Source organism: Mycobacterium sp. NTMscope_Eco_3 (assembly GCF_976985685.1).
This window is the reverse complement of sequence record NZ_CDRJYZ010000001.1, coordinates 3,303,216-3,328,219: the sequence shown is the minus strand read 5'-3', so window position 1 is coordinate 3,328,219 and position 25,004 is coordinate 3,303,216. Positions and strand designations below refer to the sequence as shown.

The 25,004-nt window shown below is 70.6% G+C and carries 23 protein-coding genes; 15 read left to right on the top strand and 8 right to left on the bottom strand.

The genetic code is table 11. The features are described 5' to 3' along the window. Positions 1 to 8 precede the first annotated feature (8 nt). Entirely contained in the window at positions 9 to 1,520 is a 1,512-nt protein-coding gene (locus tag AC0KTM_RS14950) for a flavin-containing monooxygenase (protein WP_472416020.1), read from the bottom strand. A gap of 22 nt (positions 1,521 to 1,542) precedes the next feature. Continuing rightward, positions 1,543 to 2,517 (bottom strand): alpha/beta hydrolase, encoded by a 975-nt coding sequence (locus AC0KTM_RS14945; RefSeq protein ID WP_472416018.1) that lies wholly within the window; start codon positions 2,515 to 2,517, stop codon positions 1,543 to 1,545. Here AC0KTM_RS14945 and AC0KTM_RS14940 point away from each other — a divergent pair. The 3 genes from AC0KTM_RS14940 (at position 2,516) to AC0KTM_RS14930 (ending at position 6,005) form a co-directional block, all read left to right on the top strand. After that, on the top strand, positions 2,516 to 3,286 hold the full coding sequence (locus AC0KTM_RS14940; protein WP_472416016.1) for a lysoplasmalogenase: 771 nt from the start codon (positions 2,516 to 2,518) through the stop codon (positions 3,284 to 3,286). The two genes, AC0KTM_RS14945 and AC0KTM_RS14940, sit on opposite strands and share 2 nt — an antisense overlap. A 137-nt stretch (positions 3,287 to 3,423) precedes the next feature. Beyond that, positions 3,424 to 5,391: a primosomal protein N' gene (locus AC0KTM_RS14935; RefSeq protein ID WP_472417486.1), complete on the top strand. Its 1,968-nt coding sequence runs from the start codon at positions 3,424 to 3,426 to the stop codon at positions 5,389 to 5,391. Positions 5,392 to 5,519: 128 nt separating this feature from the next. After that, entirely contained in the window at positions 5,520 to 6,005 is a 486-nt protein-coding gene (locus tag AC0KTM_RS14930) for a MarR family winged helix-turn-helix transcriptional regulator (protein WP_067165904.1), read from the top strand. An 18-nt stretch (positions 6,006 to 6,023) separates the two neighbouring features. Here AC0KTM_RS14930 and AC0KTM_RS14925 read toward each other — a convergent pair whose 3' ends face one another. Next, entirely contained in the window at positions 6,024 to 6,851 is an 828-nt protein-coding gene (locus AC0KTM_RS14925; protein ID WP_472416014.1) for a class I SAM-dependent methyltransferase, read from the bottom strand. Positions 6,852 to 7,030: 179 nt separating this feature from the next. Here AC0KTM_RS14925 and fmt point away from each other — a divergent pair, with 179 nt between their 5' ends. The 4 genes from fmt to ribD all read left to right on the top strand — a co-directional run bounded on the left by fmt (position 7,031) and on the right by ribD (position 11,246). After that, on the top strand, positions 7,031 to 7,969 hold the full coding sequence (fmt, locus tag AC0KTM_RS14920; protein WP_225328435.1) for a methionyl-tRNA formyltransferase: 939 nt from the start codon (positions 7,031 to 7,033) through the stop codon (positions 7,967 to 7,969). After that, complete coding sequence (locus AC0KTM_RS14915) at positions 7,966 to 9,417, top strand: RsmB/NOP family class I SAM-dependent RNA methyltransferase (RefSeq protein WP_472416012.1); 1,452 nt, start codon at positions 7,966 to 7,968, stop codon at positions 9,415 to 9,417. The genes fmt and AC0KTM_RS14915 overlap by 4 nt, the downstream gene beginning before the upstream one ends. Positions 9,418 to 9,516: 99 nt before the next feature. After that, positions 9,517 to 10,224, top strand: coding sequence for a ribulose-phosphate 3-epimerase (gene rpe / locus AC0KTM_RS14910; protein ID WP_225330533.1), 708 nt, complete (start codon positions 9,517 to 9,519; stop codon positions 10,222 to 10,224). Next, complete coding sequence (gene ribD, locus AC0KTM_RS14905; protein WP_238956275.1) at positions 10,221 to 11,246, top strand: bifunctional diaminohydroxyphosphoribosylaminopyrimidine deaminase/5-amino-6-(5-phosphoribosylamino)uracil reductase RibD; 1,026 nt, start codon at positions 10,221 to 10,223, stop codon at positions 11,244 to 11,246. The genes rpe and ribD overlap by 4 nt, the downstream gene beginning before the upstream one ends. Positions 11,247 to 11,254: 8 nt before the next feature. Here ribD and AC0KTM_RS14900 read toward each other — a convergent pair whose 3' ends face one another. Both AC0KTM_RS14900 and AC0KTM_RS14895 read right to left on the bottom strand, forming a co-directional pair. Next, positions 11,255 to 12,811, bottom strand: coding sequence for an MFS transporter (locus tag AC0KTM_RS14900; RefSeq protein WP_225330530.1), 1,557 nt, complete (start codon positions 12,809 to 12,811; stop codon positions 11,255 to 11,257). Next, positions 12,808 to 13,515: an LppX_LprAFG lipoprotein gene (locus tag AC0KTM_RS14895; RefSeq protein WP_225330529.1), complete on the bottom strand. Its 708-nt coding sequence runs from the start codon at positions 13,513 to 13,515 to the stop codon at positions 12,808 to 12,810. The genes AC0KTM_RS14900 and AC0KTM_RS14895 overlap by 4 nt, the downstream gene beginning before the upstream one ends. A gap of 117 nt (positions 13,516 to 13,632) precedes the next feature. Between AC0KTM_RS14895 and AC0KTM_RS14890 the strand changes: the two genes are divergently transcribed. From AC0KTM_RS14890 to AC0KTM_RS14875, 4 genes are all read left to right on the top strand, one after another. Then, the gene (locus tag AC0KTM_RS14890) at positions 13,633 to 14,232 is read left to right on the top strand and encodes a riboflavin synthase (RefSeq protein WP_472416010.1); all 600 of its coding nucleotides are present in this window, start codon (positions 13,633 to 13,635) and stop codon (positions 14,230 to 14,232) included. Positions 14,233 to 14,355: 123 nt separating this feature from the next. Then, positions 14,356 to 15,633 carry a bifunctional 3,4-dihydroxy-2-butanone-4-phosphate synthase/GTP cyclohydrolase II gene (locus tag AC0KTM_RS14885; protein WP_225330527.1) on the top strand — a complete coding sequence of 426 codons (1,278 nt, stop codon included), beginning with the start codon at positions 14,356 to 14,358 and terminating at the stop codon, positions 15,631 to 15,633. 34 nt (positions 15,634 to 15,667) lie between these two features. Then, positions 15,668 to 16,150 carry a 6,7-dimethyl-8-ribityllumazine synthase gene (gene ribH / locus AC0KTM_RS14880; RefSeq protein WP_225330526.1) on the top strand — a complete coding sequence of 161 codons (483 nt, stop codon included), beginning with the start codon at positions 15,668 to 15,670 and terminating at the stop codon, positions 16,148 to 16,150. Next, positions 16,147 to 16,617: a PH domain-containing protein gene (locus tag AC0KTM_RS14875; protein ID WP_225330525.1), complete on the top strand. Its 471-nt coding sequence runs from the start codon at positions 16,147 to 16,149 to the stop codon at positions 16,615 to 16,617. The genes ribH and AC0KTM_RS14875 overlap by 4 nt, the downstream gene beginning before the upstream one ends. A 90-nt stretch (positions 16,618 to 16,707) precedes the next feature. Here AC0KTM_RS14875 and AC0KTM_RS14870 read toward each other — a convergent pair whose 3' ends face one another. The 3 genes from AC0KTM_RS14870 to AC0KTM_RS14860 form a co-directional block, all read right to left on the bottom strand. After that, the gene (locus tag AC0KTM_RS14870) at positions 16,708 to 17,046 is read right to left on the bottom strand and encodes a hemophore-related protein (RefSeq protein ID WP_225330524.1); all 339 of its coding nucleotides are present in this window, start codon (positions 17,044 to 17,046) and stop codon (positions 16,708 to 16,710) included. 103 nt (positions 17,047 to 17,149) lie between these two features. Next, positions 17,150 to 18,592, bottom strand: a complete 1,443-nt coding sequence (locus AC0KTM_RS14865; RefSeq protein ID WP_472416008.1) for a PPE domain-containing protein — start codon at positions 18,590 to 18,592, stop codon at positions 17,150 to 17,152. 186 nt (positions 18,593 to 18,778) lie between these two features. Then, positions 18,779 to 19,954 (bottom strand): cupin domain-containing protein, encoded by a 1,176-nt coding sequence (locus tag AC0KTM_RS14860; protein WP_472416006.1) that lies wholly within the window; start codon positions 19,952 to 19,954, stop codon positions 18,779 to 18,781. A 114-nt stretch (positions 19,955 to 20,068) separates the two neighbouring features. On the opposite strand from AC0KTM_RS14860, the gene uvrC reads away from it, so the two are divergent. The 4 genes from uvrC to whiA are packed head-to-tail and all read left to right on the top strand — an operon-like array spanning position 20,069 to position 24,979. Continuing rightward, the gene (gene uvrC, locus AC0KTM_RS14855; RefSeq protein WP_238956270.1) at positions 20,069 to 22,024 is read left to right on the top strand and encodes an excinuclease ABC subunit UvrC; all 1,956 of its coding nucleotides are present in this window, start codon (positions 20,069 to 20,071) and stop codon (positions 22,022 to 22,024) included. Beyond that, complete coding sequence (gene rapZ, locus AC0KTM_RS14850; RefSeq protein WP_225330551.1) at positions 22,021 to 22,932, top strand: RNase adapter RapZ; 912 nt, start codon at positions 22,021 to 22,023, stop codon at positions 22,930 to 22,932. Before uvrC ends, rapZ begins: the two co-directional genes overlap by 4 nt. Continuing rightward, complete coding sequence (gene yvcK / locus AC0KTM_RS14845; RefSeq protein ID WP_225330550.1) at positions 22,929 to 24,005, top strand: uridine diphosphate-N-acetylglucosamine-binding protein YvcK; 1,077 nt, start codon at positions 22,929 to 22,931, stop codon at positions 24,003 to 24,005. Before rapZ ends, yvcK begins: the two co-directional genes overlap by 4 nt. Then, entirely contained in the window at positions 24,002 to 24,979 is a 978-nt protein-coding gene (gene whiA, locus AC0KTM_RS14840) for a DNA-binding protein WhiA (RefSeq protein WP_026071328.1), read from the top strand. The genes yvcK and whiA overlap by 4 nt, the downstream gene beginning before the upstream one ends. The last annotated feature ends 25 nt before the right edge of the window (positions 24,980 to 25,004 follow it).

The window sequence follows — 25,004 nt, the reverse complement described above, 5'->3', positions numbered from 1 at the left end:
CGTATCCGCTAGCCGGTGAAGCGGTAGTCGTCCAGATCGAATCGCCGGCTGCGCCAGTAGACCTCCGGGGTGGTGCCCGGCCGCAGCGGCACGTCGCCGTTCTTGTCGAAGTAATAGCTGTTGGCCAGCCGGCAACTGTCTTGCCAGAAGATCTGCCGGTGCCGTCGGCGCATCATCTCGGCGAAATAGCGGTCGTTGGCCTCCTCGCTCACCTCGACGCGGGTCGCGCCGAGGCGCTTGGCCCGCTTGAGGCAACGCACAATGTGATGGGTCTGCGCCTCGATCAGCGCGAAATACGACGAGCCGACGTACCCGTACGGCCCGAACACCGTGAACATGTTGGGAAAACCCGGAACGGTGACGCCCTCGTAGGCCTGCAGGCGGTGCTCGTCCCAGAACCGGCTCAACGACCGACCGCCGCTGCCGGTGACCGCGAACGTGGGGACGTTGTCGGGGTCCATCACCTTGAAGCCGGTCGCCAGGATGAGCACGTCGACGTCGTGGGTTTCGCCGTCGGTGGTCGCCACCGCGTCGGGCGTGATCTTGTCGATCGGTTCGGTGACCAGCCGCACGTTGTCGCGGTTGAAGGTGGCCAGATAGCCGTTGTGGAATCCGGGGCGCTTGCAGCCGACGGCGTATTGCGGGGTGAGCTGCTCGCGCACCGCCGGGTCGCGGACCTGCCGCCGCAGATAGGCGCGTCCCAGCGCGGCCATCCTCTTGGCCAGCGGGAACACCGTGAAGTAGTGCGCCGAGATCGGGAAGGTGAGTTCCACGTACGCCTGGCTGAGCAGCCGCTGCAGCACCAAGGCGGCGGGGATGCGCATCGCCCAGCGCGCCGGCGCGGGCAAAGGGACATCCAGCTTCGGGAAACACCAGATCGGTGTGCGCTGAAACACGGTGAGCGACGAGACAATTGGCGCGATCTCGGGGATCACCTGCACGGCCGAGGCGCCGGTGCCGATCACCGCGACGCGCTTGCCGGTCAAGTCCTGGCCGTGATCCCACCGCGCGGTGTGCATGGTGATGCCGGCGAACGAGTCCACCCCGTCGATGTCGGGCAGGTTCGGCACCGTCAGCACGCCGCAGGCGCTGATCAAGAACCTCGCCGTGATTTCGCCCGCCGGGTCGGTCTGCACCCGCCACAGGCCCCGCTCGTCGTCGAACTCGGCGGCTTGCACCTTGGTGTTGAACCGGATCCGCGAGCGGATGCCGTACTTGTCGGCGCAGTGTTCGGCGTAGGCCTTGAGCTCGCGGCCCGGCGCGTAGGTGCGCGACCAGTGCCGGCTCTGCTCGAAGGAGAACTGGTAGGAGAACGACGGAATGTCCACGGCGATACCGGGATAGGTGTTCCAGTGCCAGGTGCCGCCGACCCCGTCGCCGGCTTCGAGCACCAGGTAATCGGGCAGCCCGGCCCTGTCGAGGTTGATGGCGGCGCCGATGCCGGAGAATCCGGCGCCGATGATCAGCGTGTGGTAGTCGGGGGTCTCCCCGTCCCGCTGGGCGAAGGTGCGCTCCGTCATGAACTCACCGTACGCCCTGGCCTCAGCGCTGCAGGGCGGTTCGCAGCGCCGCCAGCCCGCGCTCGAGCGCCGCGGTGGCCGCGGGCACCACACCGGCATAGCCGAGGTAGCCGTGCACCAGCGTCTCGGCGTTGTGCACCTGGACGGTGACCCCGGCGGCCGCCAGCCGCTCGCCGTACCGGATGCCGTCATCGCGCAGCGGGTCGTAGCCGGCGACGCCGATGTAGGCCGGCGCCAGATCGCTCAGGTCTTTGGCCCGCCCCGGCGCCATGTCCGACGGCGGGTCGGACAGGTCGACTTCGCCCGCGTACCAACGAGAGAACTCGGCGACGGCCTTGACGTCGAGAATCGGCGCGGTGGCGTTCTCGGCGAAGGACGGCAGCGTGGCGTCCCACATGGTCGACGGGTACCACAGCAACTGGAACCTCAAGGCCGGTCCGCCTCCGTCGCGGGCCCGCTGCGCGACCGCGGCGGCGATGGTGCCGCCCGCCGAATCCCCGGCGACCGCGATCCGGCCCGGGTTGCCGTGCAGGTCGGCGGCGTGCTCGGCGACCCAAAGCGTTGCGGCCCACGCGTCTTCGACGGCGGCGGGGTAGGGATGCTCGGGAGCCAGCCGGTAGTCGACCGACACCACGATCGCGTCGGCGCCGACCGCATGCTGGCGGGCCGTGCCGTCGTGCGTGTCGAGGTCGCCGATGACGAAGCCGCCGCCGTGGAAAAACAGCACGACGGGCGCCGCGGGGATCCCGGGCCGGCCGTCGGAATGGCTTGGCGGCCAATAGATCCGGACCGCGACCGAACCCGCGGGGCCCGGAATCGTGCGGTCCTCGACCCGCAGCTCGGGATGCAACGGCCTGCGCGGCAGGTCGCGGAACCGCTGCCGCGCCGCGTCGATTCCGTCCTCGGTGGATAGCCGGAAGGGAACCGCATCCAGTACCTTCTGCAGGATGGGGTCGATCCCGGGTTTCTCGTCGGCTGAATCATCCAAGCTGGGCATGGACGTACCGTACGCACCTCGCCTGGTGGCGGGCGCCTGGGTGGTGGCCGGGTGGGTGGCCCTGGGCTACGGCATCTACCTGACCGTGCTGGCGCTGCGCTCCCCGCCGGGAATGGAGCTGACCGGTCACTGGGTGCTGCAGCCCGCGTTCAAGGCGTCGATGGCGGTCCTGCTGACGCTGGCCGCGGCGGGGCACGGATGCGTTCGGGAGCGGCGGTGGCTGATGGCGGCGCTGCTGTTGTCGGCCATCGGTGACTGGGTGCTCGCGATCCCGTGGTGGACGCTGTCCTTCGAGGTCGGTCTGTTGTCATTCCTATTGGCGCACATGTGTTTTATCGCCGCCCTGCTGCCGCTGGTGCCGTCGTTGTCGCGGTCGCCGCAGGCCGAGCGGCCCGCGGCGCTCCGGATCGCCGCGGTGGTCCTGATGTGTCTGGTGTCGATCGCGCTGCTGGCGTGGTTCTGGCCCCATCTGGGCCCGGACAAGCTGACGCTGCCGGTGACCGTCTACATGGTGGTGCTGACCGCGATGGTGTGCACGGCGCTGCTGGCGAAACTGCCGACGATCTGGACGGCGGTGGGGGCGCTGTGTTTCGCGGCGTCGGACTCGATGATCGCCATCAGCCGCTTCATCCTGGGCAACGAGGCGCTCGCCGTGCCGATCTGGTGGTCGTACGCGGCGGCCCAGATCCTGATCACGGCGGGGTTCTTCTTCGGCCGCGAACTGCCCGGCCGGGACACCGGGGACGCCTCGGCGCCCGCCGAAGGCTGATTCGTCAGTGGTCGCCGGTACGCTGCGGGCCGGACGGTAAAAACATTGGATAGCACCATGATTCGCGGCCCGAGGGCGCCGTGAGCCCCAGCGCGCGCACGCCGGTCGAGGTAGAGCCCATCGCCCGCGTGCTGCCGATGCTGTCGGTGCCGCACCTGGACCGCGAGTTCGACTACCTGGTGTCGGCCGAGCAATCCGACGACGCCCAGCCCGGGGTGCGGGTCCGGGTCCGCTTCCATGGCCGGCTGGTCGACGGGTTCGTGCTGGAGCGCCGCAATGACACCGACCACCCGGGCAAATTGGGCTGGCTCGATCGCGTCGTGTCGGCCGAACCGGTGCTCACCCCCGAAATCCGCCGGCTGGTCGACGCGGTGGCCGCGCGCTACGCGGGCACCCGCCCCGACGTGTTACGCCTGGCCGTGCCGGCCCGCCACGCCAGGGTGGAGCGGGAGCCCGTGGTCAGCCGGGATCCGCCCGGCCGAGTGATCCCGGCGCCCGTCGACCCGTCGGGCTGGGACGTCTACGGGCGGGGCGCTCAGTTCCTGGCCGCCCTGGCCGAGTCGCGCGCCGCCCGGGCCGTGTGGCAGGCGCTGCCGGGCGAGCCGTGGACCGATCGCTTCGCCGAGGCCGCCGCGCAAACCGTGCGGGCCGGCCGGTCGGTGCTGGCGATCGTTCCCGATCAGCGCGACCTGGACGCCCTGTGGCGGGCCGCGACGTCGCGGATCGACGAGGGCTGCGTGGTGTCCCTGTCGGCCGGCCTGGGACCGGCGGCCCGGTACCGCCGCTGGCTGGCGGCGCTGCGCGGCACCGCGCGGCTGGTGATCGGCACCCGCAGTGCGGTGTTCACGCCGTTGAGCGATCTGGGTCTGGTCATGGTGTGGGCCGACGCCGACGACAGCCTGGCCGAGCCGCGGGCCCCGTACCCGCACGCCCGCGAGGTGGCGATGCTGCGCGCGCATCAGGCCCGGTGCGCGGCGCTGATCGGTGGTTACGCGCGCACCGCGGAGGCGCACGCGCTGGTGCGCAGCGGATGGGCGCAGGACATCGCCGCGGCCCGGCCCGTGGTGCGCGCCCGCACCCCGCGGGTGAGCGCGCTCGACGACACCGGCTACGCCGACGAGCGCGACCCGGCGGCGCGCACGGCACGCATTCCCTCGATCGCGCTGCGCGCCGCCCGCTCGGCGCTGCAGGCCGGGGCGCCGGTGCTGGTGCAGGTGCCGCGGCGCGGGTACGTCCCGTCGCTGGCGTGCGCGCGCTGCCGCACCATCGCCCGCTGCCGGCACTGCACGGGCCCCCTCTCACTACCCGAGTCGTCGCGGGAGGGGGGCGCGGCGCTGCTGTGCCGCTGGTGCGGGCGGGTCGACCCGACCCCCCGGTGCGCGCGCTGCGGGTCGGACGCGGTACGCGCCGTCGTCGTCGGGGCCCGCCGCACCGCCGAGGAACTCGGACGCGCGTTTCCGGGCACGGCGGTGATCACCTCCTCGGGCGACGGCATCGTGCCCGAGGTCGCCCCCGGACCGGCCCTGGTGGTCGCCACCCCGGGGGCCGAACCGCACGCGTCCGGCGGCTACGGCGCCGCCCTGCTGTTGGACACGTGGGCGCTGCTGGGTCGGCAGGATCTGCGCGCCGCCGAGGACGCGCTGTGGCGCTGGATGAGCGCCGCCGCGCTGGTGCGCGCCCGCGGCGACGGCGGTGTGGTGCTGGTGGTCGCCGAATCATCGCTTCCCACAGTGCAATCGCTGATCCGCTGGGACCCGGTGGGCCACGCGGAATCGGAACTGACCGCCCGTGCCGAAGTGGGCCTGCCGCCCAGCGTGCACATGGCGGCCATCGACGGAACGCCCGACGCGGTGACCGCGCTGCTCGACGAGATCCGGCTGGCCGACCTCGAAGCCGACCTGCTCGGCCCGGTGGACCTGCCGCCCGGCGTGCGCCGCCCCGCGGGGACCCCGCCCGGCGTGGCGGTGACGAGGATGCTGGTGCGCGTGCCCCGCCGGCAGGGCCTGGCGCTGGCGGCCGCGCTGCGCCGCGGCGTCGGCGTGCTCAGCGCCCGGCAAACCCATGAGCCCGCCCGGGTGCAGATCGATCCGTTGCACATCGGCTAACCTTCACGAATCGTTACCCTGGGCGACAGTATGTGCATGCAATATTTCCTGTTTACGACATTGGAAGGTTGCTACACTTTCTATTCCTTAGCCGCCGAGAGGCCGGAAACCATCCGGGGAGGGGCGATATGACAGCGGACAACGCCACTGTTGACGAGTCATTGGACGTCATCACCGATGCTTTGCTGACGGCCTCCCGTTTGCTGATGGCGATCTCGGCCCGGTCCGTCGGGCAGGTCGACGAGACCATCACCATCGCGCAGTTCCGGACGCTGGTGATCCTGTCCAATCGCGGACCGGTGAATCTGGCCACCCTCGCGGGCCTGCTGGGCGTGCAGCCGTCGGCCACCGGCCGGATGGTGGACCGATTGGTCGCCGCCGGACTGATCGACCGCCTGCCGCACCCGACCTCGCGCCGTGAGCTGCTGGCCGCGCTGACCACGCGCGGCCGCGACGTCGTCCACCAGGTCACCGCGCACCGGCGCACCGAGATCGCGGCGATCGTCGCGAAGATGCCGCCGCCGGAGCGCCACGGGCTGGTGCGGGCACTGACGGCGTTCACCGCGGCCGGCGGCGAGCCCGACGTGCACCTGGACGCCGATATCGACCTGTAGCGCCCGGGTCGTACCCGCCTAGGCGTCCCGCTTGGTGGCGGTGACCAGCAGGTATTCCCACCCCATCGCGCCGTCGACGAGGTGTTGCTGCGCGAGCTCGACGAGTTGGGCATCGAGCTCGGCGGCCAGCACCCGGTTGTGGCCGATGTTCGCGTAGGCCTCGATCGTCGGGCCGTAGTGCCGTTTGAAGTAGGCGTGCACGGCCTCGGCGCTGGCGAACCGGTCCACCGCCAACGTGCCACGCGCCGTGGTGATTTCGCCGATGCCCGCGCCCAGCAGCGCGGTGACGTAGCCCGGCCGCCCCCACAACGCCGCCGGCGGCACGGGATGCGACAGGCTCGGCCGGTAGGGCCGGATGGTGGCCAGCATCCGCCCGAAGAAGCCCTCCGGGGTCCAGCTGATCACGCCGATCGTGCCGCCCGGCCGGCAGACCCGGACCAGCTCGCTGGCGGCGCGCTGCTGGTCGGGGGCGAACTGCACGCCGATCGCGGACATGACGACATCGAATTCGCCGTCGCCGAAGGGCAGCGCGTGCGCATTGGCTTCCCGGTAGTCGATCGTCAGGCCCTGCGCCGCGGCCCGGTCCCGCGAGCGCCGGAGCAACTCGGGGGTCAGGTCGGTGGAAACGACGGCGGCGCCGGCGGCGGCGGCCGGCAGCGAGATATTGCCCGAGCCGGCGGCGACGTCGAGGACCCGGACGCCGGGCCCGAGCCCGGTGGCCTGCACGAGGGCGGGGCCCAGCGGGGCCATCACTTCCTCGGCCATCAGGGCGTAGTCGCCCAGTGCCCAAACCGTGCGATGTGTGGCGGCGACTCGGGCGTCGCTGATGGTGGAGTCGACGGTCATCAGACCTCCTTGGGGGAAGGGAAAGGGTCGTTCGACGTCGATGTCGACACGAAACGGCGCGGTTCACGCCGCCAAATAATGACTCCAAGAAACAGTAGCCATAAGCAACAGTGTACGCACGCACACCCGGTCTGCTCGGGCGGGTCCGGCCGGCGTCCGGCGCTTCCTAGACTGGGCGGGTGCGCCTCGTCTTCGCCGGTACCCCCGAACCCGCGCTGCCCGCACTGCGCCGCCTCATCGACTCACCCCACCACGACGTGATCGCGGTGCTGACCCGTCCCGACGCCGCCGCCGGGCGGCGGGGCAAGCCGGAGCCCTCGCCGGTGGCCCGGGAGGCGCTCGACCGTGGCATTCCGGTGCTGCGGCCGTCGCGGCCGAACTCGGCGGAATTCGTTGCGGAGCTGTCGCAGTTGGGGCCGGACTGCTGTGCGGTCGTCGCTTACGGCGCGCTGCTGCGCGACGACCTGCTGGCGGTGCCCCCGCGGGGCTGGATCAACCTGCACTTCTCCCTGCTGCCCGCCTGGCGCGGCGCGGCGCCGGTCCAGGCGGCCATCGCCGCGGGGGACGCCATCACCGGGGCCTCGACGTTCCAGATCGAGCCGAGCCTGGACTCGGGCCCGATCTACGGAGTGGTGACCGAGACGATACGCCCGACCGATACCGCCGGGGAATTGCTTGAGCGACTGGCGATTTCGGGTGCGGCGCTGTTGTCGACCACCCTGGACGGCATTGCCGATTCGACGTTGACACCGCGGCCGCAACCGGCCGAGGGGGTCAGCATCGCACCCAAGATCACCGTCGAGCAGGCCCGGGTGCGCTGGGACCTGCCGGCGCTGGTGGTGGAACGCCGCATCCGTGCCGTCACGCCCAACCCCGGCGCCTGGACGGTGATCGGCGACCTGCGCATCAAAATCGGGCCGGTCGACGCCGGCGACGCATCCGGTTCGCCAGAACCGTTGCCGCCCGGCGCTATTCGCGTCGACCGCAAAAGCGTCTGGGTCGGCACCGGTTCCGCCCCGGTTCGCCTGGGCCAGATCCAGCCGCCCGGAAAGAAATTCATGAACGCGATCGACTGGGCGCGGGGTGCCCGGCTCGATCCCGCGGTGCGGGCGACATGAGCACCGGCCGTGACGGACGGCAGCGCCCGCGGCCGGACCGCAAGCCGCCGCGGCCGCAGCAACGCGACCGCCGCCCACCCCAGCGGGATCGCCGGCCCGCCCGCCGGCCGCTCGACCCGGCCCGGGCGGCCGCGTTCGAGGTGCTCCGGGCGGTCAGCGAGCGCGACGCGTACGCGAACCTGGCGCTGCCCGCGCTGCTGCGCGAGCGCGGAATCACCGGCCGCGACGCCGCATTCGCCACCGAGCTGACCTATGGCACCTGCCGCAGCCGCGGCCTGCTCGACGCGGTCATCGGCGCGGCCGCCGGGCGCGCCCCGAATGCCATCGACCCCGTCCTGCTCGACCTGCTGCGCCTCGGCGCGTATCAGTTGCTGCGCACCCGCGTCGACGCACACGCCGCGGTGTCCACCACCGTCGAACAGGCGGGCCTCGAATTCGACTCGGCGCGAGCGGGTTTCGTCAACGGGGTGCTGCGCACCATCTCCGGGCGCGACGAGAAATCCTGGGTAGGGGAGCTGGCCCCGGACCCGGCGCGGGACCCGATCGGGCATGCCGCGTTCGTGCACGCCCATCCCCGCTGGATCGCCCAGGCCTTCGCCGACGCGCTGGGCGGGGCCGCGGGCGAACTCGACGCGGTGCTCGCCAGCGATGACGAACGGCCCCAGGTGCATCTGGCCGCGCGCGCCGGCGCTCTGACCGCCGCTGAACTGGCGGACGCCGTCGGCGGCACCGTCGGCCGCTACTCGCCGTACGCGGTGTACCTGCCGGGCGGCGATCCCGGGCGGCTGGCGCCGGTGCGCGACGCCCTCGCCCTGGTGCAGGACGAGGGCAGCCAGCTGGTGGCCCGCGCGCTGACCCTGGCGCCGGTCGTCGGCGACGCCGGACGCTGGCTCGACCTGTGCGCCGGGCCGGGCGGGAAGACGGCGCTGCTGGCGTCGCTGGGTGCTGCGTCCGGGGCCCGCGTCACCGCGGTGGAGCCGGCCCCGCGCCGCGCCGACCTGGTGGCCGAGAACACCCGTGGCCTGCCGGTCGACGTGCTGCGGGTCGACGGCCGGCACACCGACCTCGAGCCGACGTTCGACCGGGTGCTCGTCGACGCGCCGTGCACCGGGCTGGGGGCGCTGCGCCGCCGGCCCGAGGCCCGGTGGCGCCGTCAACCGGCCGACGTGCCGGCGCTGACCAAGCTGCAACGCGAACTGCTGGGCGCGGCGATCGCGCTGACCCGTCCCGGCGGCGTGGTGCTCTACGCCACCTGCTCGCCGCACCTGGCCGAAACCGTCGGGGTGGTCGCCGACGCGCTGCGCCGCTATCCGGTGAGCTCGCTGGACACCCGGCCGTTGTTCGAGCCCGTCCCGGGCTTGGGGGACGGGCCCTATGTCCAGCTGTGGCCCCACCGGCACGGCACCGACGCGATGTTCGCGGCCGCGCTGCGCCGCGAGGCGGGGTAACAAGGCCGCGACACAAAAGGACCCGGCCGCGGCCGCGCTGCGCCGCGAGGCGGGGTAGCGGCGCCGCCAGATGTGAACCGAGGCGCGCGGCTCAGTAGTCTGGCGCTCATGCCTGGCAACACGGAATCTTCGAAGGGGCCCCTGATCGCACCGTCGATCCTTTCCGCTGACTTTTCCCGGCTTGCCGACGAGGCCGCCGCCGTGACCGGCGCCGACTGGCTGCACGTCGACGTGATGGACAACCACTTCGTGCCCAACCTGACCCTCGGGCTGCCGGTGGTGGAGAGCCTGCTGGCGGCCACCACCATCCCGATGGACTGCCACCTGATGATCGAGGACCCCGACCGCTGGGCGCCGCCCTACGCCGAGGCGGGCGCCTACAACGTCACCTTCCACGCCGAGGCCACCGAGAATCCGATCGCGGTCGCACGCGACATCCGCGCCGCGGGCGCCAAAGCGGGCATCAGCGTGAAGCCGGGCACGCCGCTCGAGCCGTACCTCGAGATCCTGCCGCAGTTCGACACGCTGCTCATCATGTCGGTCGAGCCCGGTTTCGGCGGCCAGAGCTTCATCCCCGAGGTCCTGAGCAAGGTGCGCACCGCGCGCAAGCTCATCGACGCGGGGGAGTTGACGATCCTGGTCGAAATCGACGGGGGGATCAACGGGGACACCATCGAGCAGGCCGCCGAGGCGGGCGTCGACTGCTTCGTCGCGGGATCCGCCGTGTACGGCGCCGCCGACCCGGAGACCGCGATCGAGGCGTTGCGCCGACAGGCCGCCGGCGCCTCCCCGCACCTGCGTCGATGACCGTTTCGCCGGGCGAGGGCCTTGACGCCGCGATGCGCTTGGCGATCGAGCAGTCCAATCTCGTCAAGGGAACGACGTACCCGAATCCCCCGGTGGGCGCGGTCATCCTGGACGCCCGCGGGGAAGTGGTCGGCGTGGGCGGCACCGAACCGGCCGGCGGCGACCACGCCGAGATCCTGGCGCTGCGCCGCGCCGGCGACCTGGCCGCCGGTGGAACCGCCGTGGTGACCCTCGAGCCGTGCAACCACTACGGCAAGACGCCGCCGTGCGTGAACGCGCTGCTGGACGCCAAGGTGAGCACGGTGGTCTACGCGGTCGCCGACCCGAACCCGGAGGCCGCCGGGGGCGCGGCCCGGCTCGCGGAGGCGGGCGTCGCGGTGCGCTCGGGTGTGCTGGCCGACGAGGTGGCCGGCGGGCCGCTGCGGGAGTGGCTGCACAAGCAGCGGACCGGGCTGCCGCACCTGACGTGGAAGTACGCCAGCAGCGTCGATGGCCGCAGCGCCGCGGCCGACGGCTCCAGCCAGTGGATTTCCAGCGAGGCCTCGCGGCTGGACCTGCATCGCCGCCGCGGGGCGTGCGAGGCGATCGTGGTGGGCACCGGCACGGTGCTGGCCGACGACCCGGCGCTGACCGCCCGGTTGCCCGACGGCTCGCTGGCCGAGCGGCAGCCGCTGCGGGTTGTCGTGGGGATGCGCGAAATACCTTCGGAGGCAAAGGTTCTCAACGACGATTCGCGAACGATGCTGATCCGGACGCACGACCCCATGGAGGTGCTCAAGGCGGTCTCGGACCGCACCGACGTGCTGCTGGAGGGTGGCCCGACCCTGGCGGGCGCCTTCCTGCGGGCGGGGGCGGTGGATCGGATCCTCGCCTACGTCGCGCCGACCTTGTTGGGTGGTCCGGTCACCGCGGTCGACGACGTTGGAGTGTCCACGATCGCGCGGGCGTTGCGCTGGCAGTTCGACGGAATCGATCGGGTGGGCCCCGACGTGGTGCTCAGCCTGGTGCCGCGCGAGGGCTAGCGGCGCGCCTAGCGCTCGCTCAGTGAAACTTCTTGCGGCTCAGGGATTTCCGGCTCCTCGGCGTGTTCCTTGCGGCCGCCGATCAGCAGACCCAGCAGCGCACCCGCGATGCAGATCACGACGGTGGCCGCGAAGATGTCGCCGTACATCATGGCGAAGGCCTTGAGGTACATCGTTCCCTGCGCGGCGATCCGCTCCAACAGGGTGGCGTCCGGCGGGATCGCGGCCGTCAGGCCCGCCACGATCTGGTTGAACCGGTACAGGCCCCACGCGCTGAGCGCGGCCACCCCGATCAGCATGCCCGTCATCCGGGCGACCACCACGGCCGCCGAGGCGATGCCGTGCTGGGCCGACGGGACGACACGCAGCGCGGCCGACGTCAGCGGCCCGATGACCAGTCCGAGGCCGAAACCCGCCACCAACAGGTCGGCGTGCAGCACGGGGACGTTGAGGAGCCCCAGGATGTTGTGCTTTTGGCTCATCACGTCCTGGCGCCAGTAGTGGATCAGCCAGTAGCCGTATGCCGCGATCAGCAGGCCGACGAACGTCACCGCACGGTCGCCGACGCGGGTGGCGATCCACCCGCCCAGCACCGCGCCGATCGGCAGCGCGATCAGGAACCACAGCAACAGCCCGGCCGCTTGTGTCTGGGTCTGCCCCAGCACACCCTGACCGAACAGCTCGACGTCGACCAGCGTCACCATCAGCGCCGCGCCCGCGAACAATGAGGCGCCCAGCGCGGCCAGGAACGGCCGGAAGCGCACGCCGGCCGGTTCGATCAGCCGGGTCCGGGAGAAGCGCTCCCACAGCAGGAACAGCACCCCGACCACGGCCGCGCCGATCACCAGCGGCAACCCGTAGCTGGGCAGGATCTCTTTGCCGTCGGGCTGCGGGTTGTACAGGCCGATCACCGCGAGGCCCAGCGCGACGGCGAGCAGCACACCGCCGACCAGATCGACCTTCTCGGGCGTTTCGGTGCGTTCGTGCGACGGCAGGCTGAACTGGATCATCACCATCGCGATGAGGGTCAGCGGGACGTTGATCCAGAACACGTAGCGCCAGTCGTGGAACAGGAAGACGATGAAGATCCCGTACAGCGGGCCCAGCACGCTGCCGAGCTCCTGGGCGGCACCGATCCCGCCGAGCACGCCGGCGCGGTTGCGCTGGGCCCACAGGTCGGCGCCCAGCGCGAGGGTGACCGGCAGCAGCGCGCCGCTGGCCACACCCTGGATGGTGCGGCCGCCGACCAGCAGGTGGAAATCGCCCCAGTGACCGGCCAGCGCCGTGACCACCGAGCCGACCATGAACAGCGCCAGGCTGACCTGCAGCACCAGCTTGCGGCCGAACCGGTCGGACGCTCGGCCCAGGAGCGGCATGGCGGCGATGTAGCCCAGCAGGTACATCGTGATGATCCAGGTGATGCGCTGCAGCTGGTTAATCGGGATGTGAACGTCGGTCATGATGTCGCGCATGATCGTCACGACGACATAGGCGTCCAGGGCGCCCAGCAGCACCGCCAGACTGCCGGCGCTGATCGCGACGCGCCGCCCGGTCTGTGTGGTCACGAGCTCACCGGGGGCTTGGTGACCTGAACCTGCTCGCCCCACTTCGACAGGGTGACCTCGGCGGAATTGCCCGAACTCTTCTGCAGATTGGCCCGGACCAGCTGGTGGTCACCGCTCTCCTGGATCCACACCGTGCTCGGGACCCGCTGAGTCGCGTTGAACTGCGGCACGATCTTGTTCACCGCGTCGGCCGACACGTTCCCGCTGACCTTGATGGTGTTCTGCCCGTCGATGGTCTCGCGGCCCTCGGCCTTGGCGTCGCTGAAGTTCGCCAGCGCATTGCCCAGCCCGCTGTCCGGGTTCAGCAGCACCGACACGTCGTAGATGTCGGACGCCTTGCCGAAGTCACTCCACTTGTTGGGGGTGAGGGTGGCGTACAGGATCCCGTCGACGACGACGAAGTTGGCGTCGATGTCGGAGCCGCCCAGGGTGATGGTGGCGTTGCCCGACGCGGCGGTGGCCGGCGCCGTGGTGAGGTCGCCGGTCAGCGTCTTGATGGGGAGCCCGGGGATCTTGCCCTGGATGCTCAGCGCGATGTGCGCGCTCTGCACCTTCTTGGTGGCGTCGGCCGACTGCTTGACCAAGGTCGTGCCGTCGGGGAGTGGTGCGCCGCTCTGCTTTGAGCCCGACGAGCAGCCGGCGATCAAGGCGGTGGCGAGGGTCAGGGATGCGAGGACGGCCGATAGACGGCGGCGGGTCTGCATACTCGCATCGTAGAGGGTGCCGGTGACTGCCCTGGTGAACGCGGGGGGCCGGTGTCGCCGGTGCGACGGTGTTTGCCCTGCTCATCCGCGCGAGTACGGGCCAATTAGCCTTGGGTGATGTTTACCGGAATTGTCGAGGAACTCGGGGAGGTGACGGGCCGCGACGTCCTTTCCGACGCGGCGCGGCTGACCATCCGCGGAGCCGTCGTGACCGCGGACGCGGGCCACGGCGATTCGATCGCCGTCAACGGCGTGTGCCTGACCGTGGCGGAACTGTTGCCCGGCGGGCTTTTCACCGCGGACGTGATGGGCGAAACCCTGAACCGGTCCAACCTGGGCGAATTGCAGGTCGGCAGCCGGGTGAACCTGGAGCGCGCCGCGGCCGTCAACAGCCGGCTGGGCGGGCACATCGTGCAGGGCCACGTCGACGGGACCGGGCAGATCGTGGCGCGCACGCCGTCCGAGCACTGGGAGGTGGTGCGCATCGAGATCCCCGCGGAGGTGGCCCGCTACGTCGTGGAGAAGGGGTCGATCACCGTCGACGGGATCTCGCTGACGGTGTCCGGGCTGGGTGCCGACCCGCGCGACTGGTTCGAGGTTTCGTTGATTCCCACCACCCGCGAACTGACCACCCTGGGCCAGGCTCCGGTCGGGACGCAGGTGAACCTCGAGGTCGACGTGATCGCGAAATACGTCGAGCGGTTGATGTCCCGCTGATCAAGCCGTCGCAATAACCGCGGCGTCGGCGTGGTTCATACTGAATGCAACACGTGGACTTCTCGTGTGAGCCGTTTTTGACAGTGTTCCCGCCCGGAAAGCGGGGACGGCGAGGTAGCAGAGATGACGAGGTTGGACTCCGTCGAGAGGGCGGTTGCCGACATTGCGGCCGGCAAGGCCGTCATCGTCATCGACGACGAGGACCGTGAGAACGAGGGCGATCTGATCTTCGCCGCCGAGAAGGCGACGCCGGAGATGGTGGCGTTCATGGTGCGCTACACCTCGGGATACCTGTGCGTGCCGCTGGACGGCGCGATCTGCGACCGCCTGGGGCTGCTGCCGATGTACGCGGTGAACCAGGACAAGCACGGAACCGCCTACACCGTCACGGTGGACGCGAAAGATGGTGTGGGAACCGGTATTTCGGCGTCGGACCGCGCCACCACGATGCGCTTGCTGGCCAACCCCACCAGCGTCGCCGACGATTTCACCCGCCCCGGTCACGTGGTTCCGTTGCGCGCCAAGGACGGTGGCGTGCTGCGCCGCCCCGGCCACACCGAGGCCGCGGTCGACCTGGCCCGGATGGCCGGACTGCAGCCCGCGGGCGCCATCTGCGAGATCGTCAGCCAAAAGGACGAAGGCGCGATGGCGCAGACCGACGAGCTGCGGGTGTTCGCCGACGAGCACGACCTCGCGATGATCACGATCGCCGACCTGATCGAGTGGCGGCGCAAGCACGAGAAGCACATCGCCCGCATCGCCGAGGCCCGGATACCGACCCGGCACGGCGAATTTCGTGCCATCGGCTACGCCAGCATCTACGAGGAAGTCGAACACGTGGCGCTGGTGCGCGGCGACATCGCCGGGCCGGACTCCGACGGCGACGACGTGCTGGTGCGCGTGCACTCCGAGTGCCTGACCGGCGACGTCTTCGGTTCCCGCCGCTGCGACTGCGGGCCGCAGCTGGACGCCGCCATGGCGATGGTCGCCCGCGAGGGGCGCGGCATCGTGCTGTACATGCGCGGCCACGAGGGCCGCGGCATCGGCCTGATGCACAAACTGCAGGCCTATCAGCTGCAGGACGCCGGCGAAGACACCGTCGACGCCAACCTCAAGCTTGGATTGCCCGCCGACGCAAGGGATTACGGGATCGGCGCGCAGATCCTCGTCGACCTCGGCGTGCGCTCGATGCGGCTGCTGACCAACAACCCGGCCAAGCGCGTCGGGCTGGACGGGTACGGCCTGCACATCATCGAGCGGGTGCCGCTGCCGGTGCGCGCCAATTCGGAGAACATCCGTTACCTGATGACCAAGCGGGACAAGATGGGTCACGACCTGGCCGGGCTGGACGACTTCCACGAATCCATCCATCTCCCAGGTGAGTTCGGCGGTGCGCTGTGACCGCCCGACCCGCTAGCGGGGGAGAGCGGCGCCGATGAGTGGTGGCGCCGGCGTGCCGGAAGTGCCGGCGCTTGACGCCTCCGGTGTGCGGCTGGGCATCGTGGCCAGCACCTGGCACAGCGAGATCTGCGACGCGCTGCTGGACGGCGCGCGCAAAGTCGCCGCCGACTCGGGCGTCGACGACCCCACCGTGGTCCGCGTGCTCGGCGCCATCGAGATCCCGGTGGTGGCCCAGGAGCTCGCCCGCACCCATGACGCCGTCGTCGCGCTGGGCGTCGTGATCCGCGGGCAGACACCACATTTCGAGTACGTCTGTGACGCGGTGACCCAGGGCCTGACCCGGGTTTCGCTGGACGCGTCGACCCCGGTGGCCAACGGCGTGCTGACCACCGACAACGAGGAACAGGCGCTGGATCGCGCCGGGCTCCCGGCGTCGGCCGAGGACAAGGGTGCCCAGGCGACCGGGGCGGCGCTGTCGGCGGCGCTCACCCTGCGCGAGTTGCGCGCCCGGTCGTGACGTCGTCACCCGACCGCGAGACCTGGGATGCGGTGCTGCGCCCCCACCGCACGCCGTTATTCGCCTACGGGGCAGCGGTGCTCATCGCCGGCGCGCACATCGTGGTGGGCCTGTTGCTCAAGGTGAAGTCCACCGGCGTGGTGTTTCAGACCGCCGACCAGGTGGCGATCGCGGTGCTGGGGCTGGTCATCGCCGGCATCGTGCTGTTGTTTGCCCGGCCCCGGCTGCGGGTCGGGCCGTCGGGCGTATCTGTGCGAAACCTGTTGGGGGACAAGCTGATCGAGTGGCCCGATGTCGTCGGTGTCTCGTTTCCGGTGGGCCACCGGTGGGCGCGCATCGACTTGCCCGACGACGAGTACATCCCGGTGATGGCCATCCAGGCCGTCGACAAGGGCCGCGCGGTGCGTGCCATGGACACGGTGCGCGCGCTGCTGGCGCGCTATCGGCCGGACCTACCGACCCCCTGAGCGCCGCAACGACGCCTCCCCGGTGTCAGCCAGGGAGGCGCCGTCGCTGAGGACCTGACGCTTGAGTCGGAAAGCCCGTATCGGACGCACTCAGTATCGAGTGCAGTCCGTCATCATCTGCTGGAAAATCGGCAGGGCCTGCTGGGCCCCCTGGTTGTGCTCGATCGCGCGCAGCAGATTCACGCGCTGATCGGGCGACGACGCCAGGTACTGCTGCAAGAACTGCTGGTTCGGCGGCGACTGGTCGAGGTACTGAGCGGCCATCGGGTTCTCCGCGTGCACCGCCCGCATCGCCTGGTCGTAGCTACAGGTCGTGTTGATCATCGGACCGTAATCGGGGCTGGCGGATGCGACCCCGGCCCCAGCGGTCGACGCCAAAGCCAGGCCGCCGACGGTGACGGCCAGTTTGGCCCACGAACGCTTCATCATTTACGGACTCCCTCCATTGCTGTGCCCCCACTCTAACGTTGAGTTAGAGGGTTGGTAGCCAGAACCGAGTCCGCCCAAACCGCCGGCAACGCGCGCGGGCCGCTCAGGGCGCGTCCGCCCGTCCCGGTTCCGGACCCTCGCTTTCGGGGCCCCAGCTGCTCGGTAGCAGCGGCATTCGGGGTCCGTCGTCCAAGGAATCGCCGGCAATTGTGGTCAATCCCACCGGGGCAGCATCCGCCCCGCGGGCGGTGCCGGCGAACCCCATGGGCCCCGCGCCCCGGTCCGAAGCCGCCACCGGGGTTTTGCCGGCGGCATCCGCCTCCGGCTCCCCGTTGAGGTACTCGTAGCGGCGCCCGGGGTCGATCAGGCCCGGCCGCTGGCGGCGCCGGCGGCGGGCCTGTTCCCGCTGGGCCGGGGCGGCCGCCGCGCCCACGGTGCCGGGCTGGGCCGATCTCTGCTCGGCCCGCGCGTCGGCGCGGACGTCCGCGCCGGCCCCGATGCCCGGCGGGCCGACGACGTACGGGGAGCTGAAGCCGGGGACGGCGGTCGCGGGGGGCGCCGCGGGCGCCGCGACGGGTGCCGGGGCCGCGGCCGGTGTGGCCGCGGGGACCGGGGCCGGCGCCGGGGCCGGGGCGGGGGTGCTCAGCCCGGGGGCCATCGCGACGGGTGTTCCGGTGTGGGACGGCGCCGGCGCGGGCTGGGCGGCGCCGGCCAGCCCGGCCAACCCCGCCAGGCCCGCCGCCCCCGCGACGGGCAGGAAGGGGACGATCAGCCCGATCGAGAGCTGGGTCAATTGCGGCACTTGGGGAATGAACGTGTAGAGCGACTCGCCCGCCCAGTGCGGAACCTTGAGGAGCAGCGGGTCGGTCAGCAGCGTGTGGATGGCCGTAGACGGGTTGGATCCAGAGCTCAGGTCCGTGTGGAGCTCTTGGGCCACCATTTCCACGCGATCTACCCACCAGCTCAGCTGATCCGCGCCCCCGCCCGCATCTTGGTTGGGGGGGTTGGCCAGCTGGATCGCCGGGGGCGGCGCGGTGGGTGGGACCCACGTCATCGCTGTCTGGGAGACCGCTTCATACATCGCCATCGCGGTGGCCGCCCGCAGCCACATCTGCAGATAGTCGAACTCGTTTTGCGCGATCGGAATCGTATTGACACCAAGGAAATTCGTCGCTATCAGGGAGGCGTTCAGGGCTTTGTTGGCTGCTATCTCTGCCAGTGTCGGCATGGCCGCCACCGCGGCGTTGTACGCCGCGATCACGGTGTCGTGCTCGAGGGCCGCCGCCGAGGCGTTGGCGCTGTTCTGTAAAAGCCAGGCCAGGTACGGCACGTGCGCGGCCACGAACTTCTCCGCCGTGGGGCCCTGCCACGTCCCGGCCTGCACCTCGGCCAACAAGTCGCTGAGTTCTTGGGCCGCCGCATCGTATTCCTGACTCAACGTCAGCCACGCCGCTTCCGAGTTCAGCAACGATGCGGGCCCCGGGCCGGTGGAGAGCGCAGCCGAATTCACTTCCGGCGGGAAGGCCGCCCAGATCGGCATCGTCATCGTTGGCCACCTCGTCGTTGGCGAAACTGCGATCTCGTTCGAAAGCCCCGGCGCCGCCATCGCGTGGTACCGGCGACAGGGCGGCCGCGCCGCGGACAGCGGTCCGCATGTCGTGAAGCTTATCTCCACAGGAACCGCAAACACGGATATGATTCGCGGCTTTCACCGGAAATGCGAAGCTAATTGTCAGTCGTTGGACAGCCGGGCGAGGAATCCGTTCAACAGGAGCGTCTGCGCCAGCCCCGTCCGCTGCGGGTCGCTCAGGCCGGGCAACTCGCCGACCCGGAACGGTTCGGTACTCGAGACGAGGAACCGCATCGCGGCTTCGTGGTCGAGGCCGGCGGCCACGGACAACTGAGCGAATTGCAGGACAACGCGGTCGGCGACGCGCGTCACCCGCGCGTAGAGCGGTTGGTGCTTGCGCACCAGCGTCTGCGCGTCGATGCCGACCGTGTCGCTGACGCGCCCGACCGGTGGGCAGCGGCCGCGCCGGACCAAGACATCCTCCAATGCGCCGAGACCGTCCGCGACGAGCTCGGGGCCCTCGAGGGTTCGCAGGGCGTCGCGCACGAGGTCGCCCAGGCCGGCGCGGACGCCGGCGTCGTCCAGGTGCCGCGGCGGTAACCGGGTGTGCAGCCCGGGGTCCCGCAAGCTCAGCGCGTACAGCGCGTGCGTGACGAGCGTGAGCACGGTGGGCGCGTGCAGCCCGATCGTCAAATGGACAGACGGCTCGGCGTGCGTTTCGGCCGAATGCACTTGGCCCCGCGGCAGATACAGCACATCGCCGGCACGCAGGCGCACGTCGGTCGCCGACGACGGCTCGTCCGTCCCGACCCCTTTGCGGCTTCCGATCTCGTGTGCCGGCACGGGGGCGTCGGTGGACGCGTGCCAGGTCTTGGACCCCTGGATCTGCAGGACCAGCACGTCGTGCGGGTCGTAGTGGGGGACGAAGCCCGTGGAGTCCGGAGGCGTGACGTAGGCGTTGACCCGCGTCGGGAAATTCAGCTCGACCTCGAGGGAATGCGACAGCGCCGCCACCGCGCGCGAGTACCGTTCGAGACCATTGAGCACGATGGTGTACCCGTCGGCCAGGCCGTCGCGGGCGCGGGCCGGGTCGAGACTGCCGTCGCCGCGGCGATAGCTTGCCGGATCCTTGTCCTGGCCGCCCTTCACCAGCCGCACGGCCGACGGCTCCGGTCGCATCTGCTCGAGGAGTTCGTCGACGGCCGAGGGCAGCAGGCCGTCGAAGTAACCCGGTTCGCCTCGGGGGACGTGGTGGTGCCTTCTTGCCCAGATCTCGTCGAGGAACACCTCGACCGGCACGGGGTGTAGCAACCAGGCGAGCGAGGACTCGGCGGCCACATTTCCTCCCAATCCTCGCGGCCTCCCCAAACGTTTGTGGGCACCACAGTAGACCGGCACCCGCACGCGCCCCGCCTTTCTCGGCACGTCGTCGCCGGCTACTAGCCTGGATCTGTGCCAGATCCCGCCACGTATCGCCCCGCGCCCGGGTCCATCCCGGTCGAGCCGGGCGTCTACCGATTCCGGGATCCGCACGGCCGGGTCATCTACGTCGGCAAGGCCAAGAGCCTGCGCAGCCGGTTGACGTCCTACTTCGCCGACGTCGCGAGCCTGCATCCGCGAACGCGGCAGATGGTGACCACCGCGGCCAAGGTCGAGTGGACGGTGGTCAACACCGAAGTCGAGGCGTTGCAGCTCGAATACAACTGGATCAAGGAATTCGACCCGCGGTTCAACGTCCGCTACCGCGACGACAAGTCCTATCCGGTGCTGGCGGTCACCCTCAACGAGGAGTTCCCGCGGCTGATGGTCTATCGCGGCCCGCGCCGCAAGGGCGTCCGCTATTTCGGGCCCTACTCGCACGCGTGGGCCATCCGGGAAACGCTGGACCTGCTCACCCGGGTGTTCCCGGCGCGCACCTGTTCGGCGGGAGTGTTCAAGCGGCACAGGCAGATCGACCGTCCTTGCCTGCTGGGTTACATCGACAAATGCTCGGCGCCGTGTGTCGGCAGGGTCAGCGCCGAACAGCATCGCCAGATCGTGGACGACTTCTGCGACTTCCTGTCCGGCAAGACCGACCGGTTCGCCCGCGAGCTGGAACAGCAGATGAACGCCGCCTCCGAGCGGCTCGATTTCGAGCGGGCCGCGCGGCTGCGCGACGACCTCGGCGCGCTGAAGAGGGCAATGGAAAAACAGGCCGTCGTGCTCGGCGACGGCACCGACGCCGACGTGGTGGCCTTCGCCGACGACGACCTCGAGGCCGCGGTGCAGGTGTTCCACGTGCGCGGTGGCCGGGTTCGCGGTCAGCGCGGGTGGATCGTCGAAAAGTCCGCCGACCCGGGCGATTCCGGTGAGGAGCAGTTGGTCGAGCAGTTCTTGACGCAGTTCTACGGCGAGCAGGCCGAATTGGGTGGTGCCGCAGACGAATCGGTGAACCCGGTGCCGCGCGAGGTGCTGGTGCCCTGCCTGCCGTCCAACGCCGACGAGCTGACGAGCTGGTTGTCCGGGCTGCGCGGGTCCCGGGTCGCTTTGAGGGTGCCGCGGCGCGGTGACAAACGCGCATTGGCCGAAACGGTGCAGCGCAACGCGAAAGAAGCGCTGCAGCAACACAAGCTGAAGCGGGCCGGTGACTTCAACGCCAGATCCGCTGCGCTGCAAAACATTCAGGACGCCCTCGGACTGTCCGAGGCGCCGCTGCGCATCGAATGTGTGGACATCAGCCACGTGCAGGGCACCGACGTGGTGGGCTCGCTGGTGGTGTTCGAGGACGGTCTGCCGCGCAAGTCGGACTACCGGCACTTCGGCATCCGGGAGGCCGCCGGGCAGGGACGCTCCGACGATGTCGCCTCCATCGCCGAGGTGACTCGCCGCCGCTTCGCGCGGCACCTGAGCGAACAAAACGACCCGAATATGCTTTCGGCGGAAGGGAAGTCCCGCCGCTTCGCCTATCCGCCGAACCTGTACGTTGTCGACGGCGGCGCGCCGCAGGTCAACGCGGCCAGCGCGGTGCTCGAGGGGCTCGGCATCACCGACGTCGCGGTGATCGGGCTGGCCAAACGGCTGGAAGAGGTGTGGGTGCCCTCCGAACCCGACCCCGTCATCATGCCGCGCAACAGCGAGGGGCTTTACCTGCTGCAACGTGTCCGCGACGAGGCGCACAGGTTCGCGATCACCTACCATCGCAGCAAGCGATCCAAGCGAATGACGGCATCGGTGCTGGATTCGGTGCCAGGATTGGGAGAACATCGCCGCAAGGCATTGGTAAGCCATTTCGGATCGATAGCCCGCCTCAAGGAGGCCACCGTCGACCAGATCACCGCCGTTCCCGGCATCGGCGTCGCCACCGCCACCGCCGTCCTGGAGGTGCTGCGACCCGAGCAGGCCCCCGACGAGTCCAGGGCCGCGCAATGACGGGTCCGGGCGAGCTGGCGGGGAATCACTCGGTGAACGCCCCGGCCGGAATCGACGTCGTTCTGGTGACCGGGCTGTCCGGGGCCGGGCGGGGGACCGCGGCCAAGGTGCTCGAGGACCTCGGCTGGTATGTGGCCGACAACCTGCCCCCGCAGCTGATCACCCGGATGGTCGATCTCGGCATGGACGCGGGCTCGCGGATCACCCAGCTGGCCGTGGTGATGGACGTGCGGTCGCGCGGCTTCACCGGTGATCTGGACTCGGTGCGCACCGAGCTGGCGACCCGAAACATCGCCCCGCGGGTGGTGTTCATGGAAGCATCCGACGACATGTTGGTGCGCCGCTACGAGCAGAATCGCCGCAGCCACCCGCTGCAGGGGGATCAGACGCTGGCCGAGGGCATCGCCGCCGAGCGCCGGATGCTCGCTTCGGTGCGCGCCACCGCCGATCTGATCATCGACACGTCGACGCTGTCGGTGCGGGGCTTACGCGAGACCATCGAGCGGGCGTTCGGCAATGACGCCGGCGCGACCACCAGCGTCACGGTCGAGTCGTTCGGCTTCAAGTACGGCCTGCCGATGGACGCCGACATGGTGATGGACGTGCGATTCCTGCCGAACCCGCACTGGGTCGACGAATTGCGCCCACGCACCGGGCAGGATCCCGCGGTACGGGATTACGTCTTGAGCCAGCCCGGCGCGGCCGAGTTTCTCGACGCCTACCATCGATTGCTATCTCTGGTCGTCGACGGCTACCGCAGGGAGGGCAAGCGCTATATGACGGTCGCCATCGGCTGCACCGGGGGAAAGCATCGCAGTGTCGCGATCGCCGAGCAATTGATGCAGTTGCTGAACGCCGATCACCGGCTGTCGGTGCGGGTGCTGCACCGGGATCTGGGTCGCGAATGAGCGAGCCGTTCAACCGGGGCATCGTCGCGCTGGGCGGCGGACACGGCTTGTACGCGACGTTGTCGGCGGCCCGCCGCCTCACCCCGTACGTCACCGCGGTGGTGACCGTCGCCGACGACGGCGGCTCCTCGGGCCGGCTGCGCGGCGAACTCGGCGTGGTGCCGCCCGGTGATCTGCGAATGGCGTTGGCGGCCTTGGCATCTGACAGCCCACATGGGCGATTGTGGGCGACCATCCTGCAGCACCGGTTCGGCGGCAGTGGCGCTTTGGCCGGGCATCCGATCGGCAACCTGATGCTGGCCGGCCTGTCCGAGGTGCTCGCCGATCCGGTGGCCGCCCTCGACGAGCTCGGGCGCATCCTGGGCGTCAAGGGCAGGGTGCTGCCGATGTGCCCGATCGCCCTGCAGATCGAGGCCGACGTCTCCGGGCTGGAGGGCGACCCGCGGATGTTCCGGGTGATCCGCGGCCAGGTGGCGATCGCGACGACCCCGGGCAAGGTGCGCCGGGTGCGGCTGTTGCCCGACCACCCCCCGGCCACCAGGCAGGCCGTCGACGCCATCATGGCCGCCGACCTGGTGGTGCTGGGCCCCGGATCGTGGTTCACCAGCGTGATCCCGCACGTGTTGGTGCCCGAGCTGGCGGCGGCGCTGCGGGCGACGACCGCGCGCCGCGCCCTGGTGCTCAACCTGGTGGCCGAGCCGGGGGAGACGGCCGGGTTCTCCGTCGAGCGTCATCTGCACGTGCTGGCCCAGCACGCACCGGGATTCACCGTGCACGACATCATCATCGACGCCGACCGGGTGCCGAGTGAGCGGGAACGCGAGCAATTGCGCCGCACCGCCACCCTGCTGCATGCCGAGGTCCACTTCGCCGACGTGTCCCGACCTGGTACACCTTTACATGATCCAGGCAAGCTCGCGGCGGCGCTGGACGGGGTCCGGGCGGCCCGCAAGGGTCCGGAAGCGGCTCCGGTCACGGCCACCGCGGATATTCGGGTCGACGGCGCAAAACCACCACCAGGTGGGGACGGACCCGCCGGCAGCGGACCAAGGGGTGACGACTCGTGGCGATGACGACCGAAGTCAAGGACGAACTGAGCCGCCTGGTCGTGAAATCGGTCAGCGCGCGGCGGGCGGAGGTCACGTCCCTGCTGCGGTTCGCCGGCGGGCTGCACATCGTGGGCGGTCGCGTCGTGGTCGAGGCCGAGGTCGATCTCGGCAACGTCGCGCGGCGGCTGCGCAAAGACATTTTCGAACTTTACGGTTACACCGCCGTCGTGCATGTGTTGTCCGCCAGCGGGATTCGCAAGAGCACCCGGTACGTGCTGCGGGTGGCCAACGACGGTGAGGCGCTGGCCCGCCAGACCGGGCTGCTCGACAACCGCGGCCGCCCGGTGCGCGGGCTGCCGGCCCAGGTGGTCGGCGGCAGCGTCGGCGACGCCGAGGCCGCATGGCGAGGGGCCTTCCTGGCGCACGGGTCGCTGACCGAGCCGGGACGGTCCTCGGCGTTGGAGGTCAGCTGCCCCGGCCCGGAGGCGGCGCTGGCGTTGGTGGGCGCGGCGCGCCGGCTGGGGGTCAGCGCGAAGGCCCGCGAGGTGCGCGGCGCCGACCGGGTGGTGGTGCGCGACGGCGAGGCGATCGGCGCGTTGCTGACCCGGATGGGCGCCCAGGACACCCGGCTGGTGTGGGAGGAGCGCCGGATGCGCCGCGAGGTGCGGGCGACGGCCAACCGGCTCGCCAACTTCGACGACGCCAACCTGCGCCGCTCGGCGCGCGCGGCGGTGGCGGCGGCCGCCCGGGTGGAGCGGGCGCTGGAGATCCTCGGCGACACCGTGCCTGATCATCTGGCCTCGGCCGGCAAGCTGCGCGTCGAGCACCGGCAGGCGTCGCTGGAGGAGCTCGGTCGGCTCGCCGATCCGCCGATGACGAAAGACGCTGTGGCCGGCCGCATTCGGCGGTTGCTGTCGATGGCCGACCGTAAGGCGAAGATCGAAGGCATTCCCGACACCGAGTCGGCGGTGACGCCGGATTTGCTGGAAGACGCGTAACTGGTCGCGCGAATCGCTGTTCGCA

Bases quoted from the DNA above. Each gene is read 5' to 3' on its own strand.
- AC0KTM_RS14950 (WP_472416020.1), bottom strand. From the start codon at position 1,520: ATGACGGAGCGCACCTTCGCCCAGCGGGACGGGGAGACCCCCGACTAC.
- AC0KTM_RS14940 (WP_472416016.1), top strand. From the start codon at position 2,516: ATGGACGTACCGTACGCACCTCGCCTGGTGGCGGGCGCCTGGGTGGTG.
- AC0KTM_RS14945 (WP_472416018.1), bottom strand. From the start codon at position 2,517: ATGCCCAGCTTGGATGATTCAGCCGACGAGAAACCCGGGATCGACCCC.
- AC0KTM_RS14935 (WP_472417486.1), top strand. From the start codon at position 3,424: ATGCTGTCGGTGCCGCACCTGGACCGCGAGTTCGACTACCTGGTGTCG.
- AC0KTM_RS14930 (WP_067165904.1), top strand. From the start codon at position 5,520: ATGACAGCGGACAACGCCACTGTTGACGAGTCATTGGACGTCATCACC.
- AC0KTM_RS14925 (WP_472416014.1), bottom strand. From the start codon at position 6,851: ATGACCGTCGACTCCACCATCAGCGACGCCCGAGTCGCCGCCACACAT.
- AC0KTM_RS14915 (WP_472416012.1), top strand. From the start codon at position 7,966: ATGAGCACCGGCCGTGACGGACGGCAGCGCCCGCGGCCGGACCGCAAG.
- ribD (WP_238956275.1), top strand. From the start codon at position 10,221: ATGACCGTTTCGCCGGGCGAGGGCCTTGACGCCGCGATGCGCTTGGCG.
- AC0KTM_RS14895 (WP_225330529.1), bottom strand. From the start codon at position 13,515: ATGCAGACCCGCCGCCGTCTATCGGCCGTCCTCGCATCCCTGACCCTC.
- AC0KTM_RS14890 (WP_472416010.1), top strand. From the start codon at position 13,633: ATGTTTACCGGAATTGTCGAGGAACTCGGGGAGGTGACGGGCCGCGAC.
- AC0KTM_RS14885 (WP_225330527.1), top strand. From the start codon at position 14,356: ATGACGAGGTTGGACTCCGTCGAGAGGGCGGTTGCCGACATTGCGGCC.
- ribH (WP_225330526.1), top strand. From the start codon at position 15,668: ATGAGTGGTGGCGCCGGCGTGCCGGAAGTGCCGGCGCTTGACGCCTCC.
- AC0KTM_RS14870 (WP_225330524.1), bottom strand. From the start codon at position 17,046: ATGATGAAGCGTTCGTGGGCCAAACTGGCCGTCACCGTCGGCGGCCTG.
- AC0KTM_RS14865 (WP_472416008.1), bottom strand. From the start codon at position 18,592: ATGACGATGCCGATCTGGGCGGCCTTCCCGCCGGAAGTGAATTCGGCT.
- rapZ (WP_225330551.1), top strand. From the start codon at position 22,021: ATGACGGGTCCGGGCGAGCTGGCGGGGAATCACTCGGTGAACGCCCCG.
- yvcK (WP_225330550.1), top strand. From the start codon at position 22,929: ATGAGCGAGCCGTTCAACCGGGGCATCGTCGCGCTGGGCGGCGGACAC.
- whiA (WP_026071328.1), top strand. From the start codon at position 24,002: ATGACGACCGAAGTCAAGGACGAACTGAGCCGCCTGGTCGTGAAATCG.